Annotated in this window: 8 protein-coding genes and 1 other annotated feature; of the genes, 4 read left to right on the top strand and 4 right to left on the bottom strand. The window is 65.0% G+C overall.

Annotated features, from left to right (window positions below; all coding sequences use genetic code 11):
- Nucleotides 1–103: 103 nt before the first annotated feature.
- The 3 genes from arsC to arsH all read left to right on the top strand — a co-directional run bounded on the left by arsC (nucleotide 104) and on the right by arsH (nucleotide 2,447).
- Entirely contained in the window at nucleotides 104–568 is a 465-nt protein-coding gene (arsC, locus tag AC1D34_RS27400; protein ID WP_441504570.1) for an arsenate reductase (glutaredoxin), read from the top strand.
- A 131-nt stretch (nucleotides 569–699) separates the two neighbouring features.
- Nucleotides 700–1,752, top strand: a complete 1,053-nt coding sequence (gene arsB / locus AC1D34_RS27395; RefSeq protein ID WP_476825900.1) for an ACR3 family arsenite efflux transporter — start codon at nucleotides 700–702, stop codon at nucleotides 1,750–1,752.
- A complete protein-coding gene (gene arsH, locus AC1D34_RS27390) occupies nucleotides 1,749–2,447 on the top strand; it encodes an arsenical resistance protein ArsH (RefSeq protein WP_441504572.1) in 699 nt (232 codons plus the stop codon). Before arsB ends, arsH begins: the two co-directional genes overlap by 4 nt.
- Before the next feature lie 101 nt (nucleotides 2,448–2,548).
- Here arsH and AC1D34_RS27385 read toward each other — a convergent pair whose 3' ends face one another.
- From AC1D34_RS27385 to AC1D34_RS27375, 3 genes are all read right to left on the bottom strand, one after another.
- Complete coding sequence (locus AC1D34_RS27385; RefSeq protein WP_441504573.1) at nucleotides 2,549–4,024, bottom strand: SulP family inorganic anion transporter; 1,476 nt, start codon at nucleotides 4,022–4,024, stop codon at nucleotides 2,549–2,551.
- Nucleotides 4,025–4,129: 105 nt separating this feature from the next.
- Nucleotides 4,130–4,185 (bottom strand) — a sequence feature (sul1 is cis-regulatory element that is thought to sense ions involved in sulfur or methionine metabolism; They are found in Alphaproteobacteria).
- Between the two features lie 100 nt (nucleotides 4,186–4,285).
- Entirely contained in the window at nucleotides 4,286–5,611 is a 1,326-nt protein-coding gene (locus AC1D34_RS27380) for an O-antigen ligase family protein (protein WP_476825899.1), read from the bottom strand.
- Nucleotides 5,612–5,889: 278 nt separating this feature from the next.
- Nucleotides 5,890–7,011: a 2OG-Fe(II) oxygenase gene (locus tag AC1D34_RS27375; protein ID WP_441504575.1), complete on the bottom strand. Its 1,122-nt coding sequence runs from the start codon at nucleotides 7,009–7,011 to the stop codon at nucleotides 5,890–5,892.
- 211 nt (nucleotides 7,012–7,222) lie between these two features.
- Here AC1D34_RS27375 and AC1D34_RS27370 point away from each other — a divergent pair, with 211 nt between their 5' ends.
- Nucleotides 7,223–8,563 carry a hemolysin family protein gene (locus AC1D34_RS27370; protein ID WP_476825898.1) on the top strand — a complete coding sequence of 447 codons (1,341 nt, stop codon included), beginning with the start codon at nucleotides 7,223–7,225 and terminating at the stop codon, nucleotides 8,561–8,563.
- A gap of 205 nt (nucleotides 8,564–8,768) precedes the next feature.
- Here AC1D34_RS27370 and metG read toward each other — a convergent pair.
- Nucleotides 8,769–10,322: methionine--tRNA ligase (gene metG, locus AC1D34_RS27365; RefSeq protein ID WP_476825897.1), on the bottom strand; the 1,554-nt coding region annotated here is incomplete at its 5' end.

Here is a 10,322-nt window from a genome sequence, read left to right as displayed (position 1 = left end):
GTGATCGCCTTCCTGCTGAAGGATTGCTGCGGCGGGCGGGCAGACCTGTGCCAACCGCTCATCGACGAACTCGTTCCCTGCTGCCCACCGAAGGTCCCCGCCGATGGACGTCATCATCTACCATAATCCCGACTGCGGAACCTCGCGGAACACGCTTGCCCTGATCAGGAACGCCGGCGTCGAACCTCACGTCATCGACTACCTGAAGATGCCACCGTCCCGGGCGATGATCGTGGACCTGGTCGCGCGGATGGGTCTCACGCTCCGGCAGGTCCTGCGCGAGAAGGGGACGCCATTCGCCGAACTCGGCCTTGCAGATCCGTCGCTGGGCGACGACGCCTTGCTCGACGCAATCGAGAAGCACCCGATCCTGCTCAATCGACCGATCGTGGTGACACCGAACGGCGTGAGGCTGTGCCGCCCCTCGGAAGAGGTGATTGACCTGCTGCCGCCGCAGCGCGGTCCGTTCGTCAAGGAGGACGGCGAGCGCATCGTCGATGAGGCCGGCCGCCGCATCGCGAGCGGTGAGATCATCGGCCGAGATATCGCATCCGGCCCGATGATCTAACTCTCTGTGTTCGCATCGGCTTTGCCCCGAAAACCGCAATCCACTTTTCGGGCCGATGCTTTCTGTGTTCGCATCGGCTTTGCCCCGAAAACCGCAATCCACTTTTCGGGCCGATGCCTTGGGAAAATCGCATGTCCACGTTCGAACGCTACCTGACGCTGTGGGTGGCTCTGTGCATTCTTGCCGGCGTCGCGCTCGGCCAGCTGTTCCCGAGCGCCTTTCAAACGATCGGCAGCGCCGAGATCGCGAGGGTCAACCTGCCGATGGCAGTCCTGATCTGGCTGATGGTCATCCCGATGCTGCTGAAGATCGACTTCGCCGCCTTGCGCCAGGTCGGCCAGCACTGGCGTGGGATCGGCGTCACACTCTTCGTGAACTGGGCCGTGAAGCCGTTTTCGATGGCCCTGTTGGGCTGGTTCTTCATCGGCTGGCTGTTTCGCCCTCACCTGCCCGCCGACCAGGTCGATTCCTATATCGCCGGTCTGATCATCCTGGCGGCGGCGCCTTGCACGGCAATGGTCTTCGTCTGGTCCAACCTGATCAAGGGAGAACCGCATTTCACCTTGAGCCAGGTCGCGTTGAACGACGCGATCATGATCGTCGCCTTCGCCCCGATCGKCGGCCTGTTGCTTGGCCTGTCCGCCATCACCGTTCCCTGGGGCACGCTGACATTGTCGGTCGCGCTCTACATCCTGGTTCCCGTCATTATCGCGCAGCTCATCCGCAGGAGCCTGCTCGCCTCCGGCGGTGACGAAGCGCTGCATCGCCTTCTCGCCGCCCTATCGCCTGTGTCGCTGGTGGCCCTGCTTGCGACCCTGGTAATGCTGTTCGGGTTCCAGGGCGCGCAGATCCTGGCCCAGCCGTCTATCATCGCGATCCTGGCCATCCCGATCCTGATCCAGGTCTATTTCAATGCGGGACTGGCCTATCTCCTCAACCGTGCGGCCGGCGAAAAACACTGCGTCGCTGGTCCCTCGGCCCTGATCGGAGCCTCGAACTTCTTCGAGCTCGCGGTTGCAGCCGCCATCAGCCTGTTCGGTTTCAACTCCGGCGCCGCCCTCGCAACGGTGGTCGGCGTGCTGATCGAAGTGCCGGTCATGCTGTCGGTCGTCTGGATCGTGAACCGTTCCAGGGGCTGGTACGAGCGGGGAAGCCCGCGCAATCCTGCAAAGGCAACGTCATGACCGATCTTCCGAATGTCGACCTCGACCGTCTGGTCGCTCCCGATCTCACCCAGCTCGAGCCCGCCCGGCGCGCCACGCATCCACCGCGCATCCTTCTGCTCTACGGCTCACTTCGGACGCGCTCCTACAGCCGGCTGCTGACACTCGAAGCAGAGCGTATCCTCAAGCATCTCGGCGCCGAAACGCGGGTATTCGACCCTGCCGGCCTGCCAATGGCCGACAGCGTCCTGCCGGACCACCCGAAGGTTCAGGAGTTGCGGGATCTGGCGCTATGGTCGGAGGGGCAGGTCTGGTGCAGCCCGGAGCGTCACGGCACGATCACCGGCGTATTCAAGAACCAGATCGACTGGATACCGCTGGAGCTTGGCTCGATGCGCCCGACCCAGGGCCGAACGCTGGCGGTGATGCAGGTCTCGGGTGGCTCGCAGTCGTTCAACGCCGTCAACACATTGCGCGTGCTGGGGCGCTGGATGCGAATGGTGACCATCCCGAACCAGTCCTCCGTCGCAAAGGCCTTTCAGGAGTTCGACGAGGTGGGCCGCATGAAGCCCTCCGCCTATTACGACCGCGTCGTCGACGTGATGGAGGAACTCGTCCGCTTCACGCTGCTGACGCGCGACCGCTCCGCCTATCTCACCACGCGCTACAGCGAGAGGAAGATTGCTGCCGAGGCGGTTCCGGTCAGCGCTATCTAAGTCAACACGGCGCGCGCGGGAGCAAAGCGAAACCAGTCAGGCCCACGCGACGGGCGCAGAACCAGGCTGCGACTGACATCGCCGCGGCCGGCGCCCCCGTTTCAATGGCCCGATGCGAGCGCTCCGTCTGCCTTGTCGTGGACGGCGAGGCGCTCGATCATCGCCGCGGTCGCCTGGTTGACGCCGATCGTCTCGATGGCGATGCCCCGGTTCCGGAACTTGAGCACCACGCGGTCCAGCGCGTTGATCGCGGTGATGTCCCAGAAATGGGCTGCGCCAAGATCGATCACGACCTGCTTCACCTCCTCCTCGCGGAAATCGAAGGCCGCATGGAAGGCTTCGGCGGTCGCGAAGAAGATCTGCCCGGTGACGCGGTAGACGCGCGTGTCACCCTCGCGCTCGGATCTAACCGCGAAGAAGCGCGTGACCTTGTGGGCGAAGAACAGCCCGCTGAGGATGACGCCGAACAGCACGCCCTTCGCCAGATCATGCGTTGCGACCACCACCGCGACCGTGCCCAGCATCACGACGCTGGAGCTCTTCGGGTGGATCAGCAAGGTCTGCAACGAGCGCCACTGGAAGGTGTTGATCGAGACCATGATCATGACGGCGACCAGCGCCGCCATCGGGATCCGGGCGACAGAGGGGCCGAGCACGACGATCAGGAACAGCAGGAAGCTGCCCGCCCACAGGCTCGAGAGGCGGCCGCGGCCGCCCGACGAGACATTGATCACGGATTGGCCGATCATCGCGCAGCCGGCCATGCCACCGAAGAACCCGGCGACGATGTTGGCTGCGCCCTGGCCGGCGCATTCCCGGTTCTTGTCCGACGTGGTGTCGGTCATCTCGTCGAGAATCGCCGCGGTCATCAGGCTTTCCAGGAGTCCAACCATGGCCAGCGTCAACGCATAGGGCGTGATGATCCTGAGCGTCTCGAGGGAGAACGGCACCTGCGGGATAGCGAAGGCGGGCAATTCGCCGGGCAGCGCGCCCATGTCGCCGACCGTGCGGATATCGAGGCCGAAAGACAGCGACACCGCGGTGAGCAGGACGATGGCGACCAGCGGCGACGGCACCGCCTTGGTAAGCCGTGGCAGCAGATAGATGATGGCGAGCCCGGCGGCGGTCATGGCGTAGACGACGGGTCCGCGTCCGAGCAGTTCCGGCATCTGCGCCATGAAGATCAGGATCGCGAGCGCGTTGACGAAACCGGTGACGACGGAGCGCGAGACGAACCGCATCAGGTTGCCGAGCCTGAGGATGCCGGCCACGATCTGAAAGATGCCCGTCAGGACCGTCGCGGCGAACAGGTAGCCAAGCCCGTGTTCCCTGACGAGCGTGATCATGACGAGCGCCATGGCGCCGGTGGCGGCCGAAATCATCGCCGGCCGCCCGCCCGCGATGGCGGTGACGACGGCGATGCAGAAGGAGGCGTAGAGCCCGACCTTGGGATCGACCCCGGCGATGATCGAGAATGCGATCGCCTCAGGGATCAGGGCCAGCGCGACGACCGTGCCGGCCAGGATTTCGCGCGTGACGTTGGGCGCCCATTCGCTGCGCAGATGAGAGATTGCCATGGGGAGAGTGAAGCCTTCATGGCCCCGCCGCGAGCAACAGGCAGGCGAGGCGCGCACATACGGACAGCTCCGGACCGGGCCGGGGCGTTCATCGTTCCGTCGTTGCGTTGTCCGGCGGATCGGCGGCCGGAAGAGCCACCCGGGATTTCACCGGGTCCTGACTAGTGAACCCAGCTCTGTCGCAGTTTTCGCTGCGGCGCAACCCAGTTGGCGCCGACCATGCGCGTGACGGCGCGGGCACTGAAATGCGGAAGGCCGCCCTCAGACCCGCCTGGTCGCCATGCGGGCGGCAAATTCGAGGCCGGACACGGCCAGGGCAAACAGCATCCAGAGCGGGTCGGCGCGATTGAGGAAGAACGATTCCAGCATGCCGACATAGGTCATGAAGATGACGATCATCAGGAAGAGGTCGGCCAGGTTCCGACTCGCCGCGACCCGGTCGGCGCGGAGATAGTTCCTGAGAGGCAGGATCATCAGGCACCAGGCCATCACGATCGCGCCCGGAATTCCGAACATCACCATCGCATCGAGATAGCTGTTATGGGCGGACCCGATGCCGCGAACGTCCCAGCTCGCCTCGAAATTCTCCTCCAGCRTCGAGACCACGGGCGTCTGCCAGAAGCCGAAATAGCCATAGCCGAACCAGGGCTTCTCGCCGATATGGACGCTGGCAAAGCGCCAGATCTCGTCGCGGCCGGTGAAGGTGGGGTCTGAGATCAGGGCAGACGAGATCCTGAGCAATGTCGGCGACAACACGGTGCCGACCGTGAGCGCGGCGACCAGCAGCACCAGCACGGCATGGGTCAACAGCATCAGGCGAGGCCCGGCCATGGCGCGGCCGAGCAGAACGAGGCCGACCGCCACCGGCAGGAAGCCCATCGTCGTCTTCGAACCGCTGTTCAGCACGAAGATCGCACCGAGACCGATGATCAGCAGGCCGCGCAGTTTGAACCCCATGCGCCAGCAATAGATGCCGAACATGATGAGGATCGAGAACACCGGCGCAGCGAAGTTCTTGTGCGAGAGATGGCCGCGCCAGTCGCCGGCATGGCCGCCCTCGACGCCCTCAGAGCCATGGATCGCCAGATGCGGGGCAAGCAGGATGACGGCATAGACCAGCAGGAGCACGGCGAGCGTGGCATTGGCCGCAGCGCTGGCGAAGTCCCGCTCCGTCCTGGGCAGGAGCAGGACACCGACCACGACGACCATGGCGAACGCGGTCAGCAGCAATCCGCGCAACGCGGCTTCCGGGTCCGGTGCGCGCGTGGTGGACAAGGCGGCAACCAGCAGGACGATGATCCACGTGCTGTTGCGCAGCTGTGCGAGAGCTGCCCGCTCGCTCAGCCGCAGCATCGCCCCGAGATAGACGATGGCGAGGCTGACATAGCCGATCTGGTTGACGACATTGCCGGTCGAGGCCCCGGTCTCCGTGCTGTCGGGCACACCGGCAAAGGGCTGCAAGGTCAGGATCATGATGAACAGGCCAAAGCCGCTGAGCAGCGCGGCAACGAGCCGTGCATCGTCGGCCGGGACGCCTGACGCGGAGGCGGCCGCGCTGGTTCCTGTCTCTGCGATGCCGACCGTCATGCTGTCCCTGACACACTCGCCCCGTTCTGCAGGCCGCGCGTTAATGCAGCCGCGCGATCACGCATCATATGCCATGCAACCTTAAGAGCCTGTAGCCGCAGACAGATAGGCCGCCGGCCAGGGCTGCGGCCTGGCCTGATGGCCGGCCGAATTCACCGGTCGTGGCGGGGCGCTGCGCCTGGGATCATAGGACCCGATATCGTATCGGGTCTATGGTCTGCGACTTCCGTGATTGCATCGGCTTTCCCAACCGCAATCTACGCTTTCGGGCCGATGCCTTAGCTCGTCCCGGCGAGATAACTGCCTCCGGCCTCCATGAACACCTGATTGTCCTCCCGCAGCCTGGCTGCAGCATCGTCATAGAGGAATGGCAGGAAGGCGAAGCGCTTGCCCCGCGTCACCTGCGAGACGGCATGAAGCAGCGAGCAGGAGAAGACGACGGCGCCGCCGGGCGGCGGCTTGAAGCTGCGCGCGCCATATTCGGGAAAGCTGACCTCGCCGCCCTCGAAATCGGCGTTCAGGTTGATGGAGACGGCAAAGCGGCGATGCGCCGTGCCCTTGGTCGTGTTGTCCCGATGCGCGCCGAAATGCCCGCCGGTCTGCGCATCGTAACAGCCCACGAGATAGCGCTCCATGCGGGTCACCGTGAACTGGTGGACCTTCCTGATCTCGGGAACGATGCGCTTGCCGATCTTGCCCTGAATGACCCCGATCAGCTCCGTGTCGCCGATGAGGACGTCGGAGCGGCGCTTGTGGGCATGGTCGGAGATCAGGACGGTCTTCCCGTCCTTCTCGCGCATGAAGCCGGATTCATTGCCGCCTTCGGCCTCGTGCAGGGCGATCAGCTGCCGGCAGAAATCCGGCTCGAAGACATTGGGCAATACCAGGACGGGCGCATGCACCTGGAAGCCCGGGAACGCGTCGACCGGTGGAAGCGCGGCGAGGAACGCCGCAACCTCATGGCGCTCGCCGCCCTCGCGGGTGAGGGGAAAGACCGCCATGACGCGCAGCGTCGGATCGAGCACATACCAGGCGCGACGCAGGGGCGTATCCGTGCCTGGCTCGGCCTCGATGGGCGCGACGCCAAACTCCTTGCTGATCAGCAGATCGAAATCCCAGAAATAGCGGATGCCGGGCATGCGCTGCCTGACGCGCTGCTTGAGCTCGTCATCGGGGTCGTTGCTGACGCCGAAGAAGGCGATCTTGTCGTCGTCGAAGAGGTCGCGCTGCTCGGACAGGATCTTGAGCGCGGATACCGTGCTTGCGCGCGCGGCGGAACCGAAGAAGCACAGGACAATATAGCGCCCGGCTGCGCTGGAGAATTTATAGGCCGGGTTGCTTGTGGAACGCTGCTCGAACCACGGCGCAGGATCGCCGACGCCCATCGACCTGTATTTCACGGCCAATTCCCCAGATGTTATCGGATGAGAATGGCATATCGCCCACTATTGGCAAGGATGACAGGCGCTTCACCTTCGCTTCGATGAGCGATCGACGAGCTTTGATCTCCGCGCAAGCGACTAGACCCCGCATACAGCGCGCGCCCCGCTATGCTATGGCTGGTTCCACCATCAACAACGCATGGCTGCTTCTGCAGCCGGAACGGAGTCCATGTCCAGTACCGATGGCAGCATGTTCGACCTGGTCGGAGTGCTTGCCGTATTGCTTCTCGTTGCCGCAAACGGCTTCTTCGTTGCGGCCGAGTTTTCGCTGGTCGCGGTGCGCCGAAGCCGCGTTTCCGAGCTTGTCACCGCGGGGCGCATGAATGCCGCCGCCCTCAAGCGCGCCGTCGACAATCTCGACGCCAACCTCGCCGCGACGCAGCTTGGCATCACCATCTCCTCGCTGGCGCTCRGCTGGATCGGAGAGCCCGCTCTGGCTCACCTGATCGAGCCGCTCCTGAACGGCCTGCCCGGCTCACTGGCGACGGCCAGCTCCCATGCGATCGCGGTCGCGATCTCCTTCGTCATCATCACGGCCCTGCACATCGTTCTCGGCGAACTCGCTCCCAAGAGCCTTGCCMTTCAGCGCAGCGAAGAAACGGCGCTCTGGATCGTGCGGCCACTCGGTCTCTTCCTGTTCCTGCTGCGGCCGGCGATCATCTCGCTGAATGGCCTCGGCAATCTCGTGCTGCGCCTGTGCGGCCTGCGGCCGGGAACGGGAGAGGAATCCCTGCATTCGCCGGAAGAATTGAAACTCCTCGTCCAGGCAAGCCAGGAGGCCGGAATCCTCCAGCCGGMGCAGCAGGAGTTGGTCGAGCGCGTGCTCAGCATCGGCGACCGGCGCATCGCCGACATCATGACACCGCGCCGGGACGTCGCCTGGATCGACGCCGACGACACTCATGACGAGATGCTGCGGACCATACGCGAATGTCGCCATGAGCAGTTGCTGGTCGGGCGCGGTGGCATCGACGAGCCCCTGGGCATGATCCTGAAGCGGGACCTTCTCGACCAGGTCCTGGACGGCAAGGCGCTCGATCCCATGGCCGTGATCTGCGACCCCGTCATCGTGCACGAGACGACGCCGATCTTCCGCGTGCTCGAGCGCTTCAAGAAGGCTCCGGTCCGCCTGGCAATCGTCATCGACGAATATGGCGGCCTCGACGGCATCGTCACCCAGACCGATCTCCTCGAAGCCATTGCCGGCGACCTGCCCGATGTCGAGGGCGAGGAACCCGATATCGTGGAACGCGACGATGGTTCGCTGCTGATCGACGGCATGATGCCGGCGCATGATGCCTTCAATCGGCTTGGCTTCCGACTGCGCTCGGCGGAAGGGGATTTCCACACGATCGCCGGTTTCGCCCTGGCCCGGCTCGAGCACCTCCCCGAGATCGGCGAGCATTTCGACTATGCAGGCTGGCGGTTCGAAATCGTCGACATGGACGGCAGGCGGATCGACAAGCTCCTGGCGCAGCGCATCACAGGGGAGGTTTCCGCCCACGGGTGAAGCGCCGCGCCGGCAGAGAGCGCCCTTCGCCCGTCGGCTCTGGGGCCGTCAGCCTCTGGCATGATCTCGCCCGCCTCGTCGCGATGGGGCGGGCAAGATCAACACGCGGCGCAGGCTCATCAACGGACCGGCGGAGAGGCTCGCAGCCAGTTCGCGGCCATGCCGTACTCGCAGCCCCGCCGATCGGGCGCCCTCCTCGACGAGGTCAGCGGCCAGCGAACCGTGCCCGGTTCTGCGCGACCCAGTCCTGCGAGAGCTTGACGAAGAGAGGCGGCAGCGACGCGAGCGGCCGTCCGCCATGGTGGTCGGCCAGGATATCGCCGGCATCGGGCCAAGTCGTGGGTTGGTCGGCACGCCCCAGCGCAGCGAGGACGCGGCTGGCGCTTTCGGGAATGAACGGCCAGGCGATGTCGGCGGCGGTCGCAAGGAGGTTCACGCTCGTTCTGATCACCACGGCGCTCCGCTCCGGATCGGCGGCGCGGGCCGACCAGGGCGCCTCCCGCGCGAGATAGCCGTTGGCGAGCCGCCAGATCGCGCGGACCTGTTCGGCCGCCTTGCGCAGCGCACGCCGGTCATGATGCGTGCGAAGCGCATGCAGATGTCCCGCAAGTTCATCCGACAGAGCCAGCTCGGCGGAGCCGGGAGCGCCGTTCGCCGGGACGATCCCCTGATGGTGGGCCGTGACGAGTTTCAGCACGCGATTGACGAGATTGCCGAACGTGTCGGCCAGGTCGGAATTCACGTCGGCCGCGAAGCGCGCGAAACTGAAGTCGGTGTCATGGTTCTCAGGCGCGTTCGCGGCCAGCCACCAGCGCCAGTAGTCGGCCGGCAGCAACGCCAGCGCCTGGTCGAGGAACACGCCCCTGCGCTGGCTGGTCGAGAACTTACCGCCTTCATAGGTGAGCCAGTTGACGCCCTTGATCACATCGACGCTCTTCCAGGGCTCGCCGGAACCCAGCAGCGTGCAGGGGAAGCTGACGGCGTGGAAGGGCACATTGTCCTTGCCGAGGAACTGGATGGCGTCGACATCTCCGACCTTCCACCACCAGCGCCGCCAGTCGCGCCGTTCCGGGTCGAGATCGGCCCATTCCTGCGTGGCGGCGATATAGGCGATGGGCGCATCGAACCAGACAAAGAAGACCTTGCCCTCGAAGCCGGGTTTCGGCACCGGGACGCCCCAGGACAGATCCCGTGTGATGCACCTGTCCTGAATGCCTTCGCTGAGCCATTTGCGCGCGATCGAGGTGACGAGCGGCGGCCATCCGGACCGGCTTGCGATCCACGCCTCCAGCTCGCCGACCAGGGCCGACTGGCGCAGGAACAGGTGCCGGCTCGGCCTGACCTCGAGATCAGTGCTGCCCGAGAGGGCCGAGCGCGGAGCGACCAGGTCGACGGGATCGAGCGGACGGGTGCAGCTTTCGCATTGGTCGCCCCGCGCGGCTTCGAAACGGCAATGCGGGCAGGTGCCGATGATGTAGCGGTCCGGGAGGAAGCGCCTGTCCGCGGGCGAATAGACCTGTTCGAGCACCCGCTCCTCGATGAAGCCGTTCTGCTCCAGGCACTGGAAGAAATGCTGGGTCAGCGCGTGGTTGCGCGGCGAGGACGAGCGGCCGAAATGATCGAAGGACAGGCCGAGCTGACGATAGATCCCGGCCTGGATCTCATGCTGCGCATGGCAATAGGCTGCGACGTCGGTCCTGGCTTCGGCCGCCGCCAGTTCCGCCGGGGTTCCATGTTCGTCGGTCGCGCAGATGAAGAG

It is taken from the genome of Allobosea sp. P1_A7, assembly GCF_056406775.1.
Note: the sequence above shows the minus strand (reverse complement) of the source record. Positions and strands in the feature narration are given on the sequence as shown.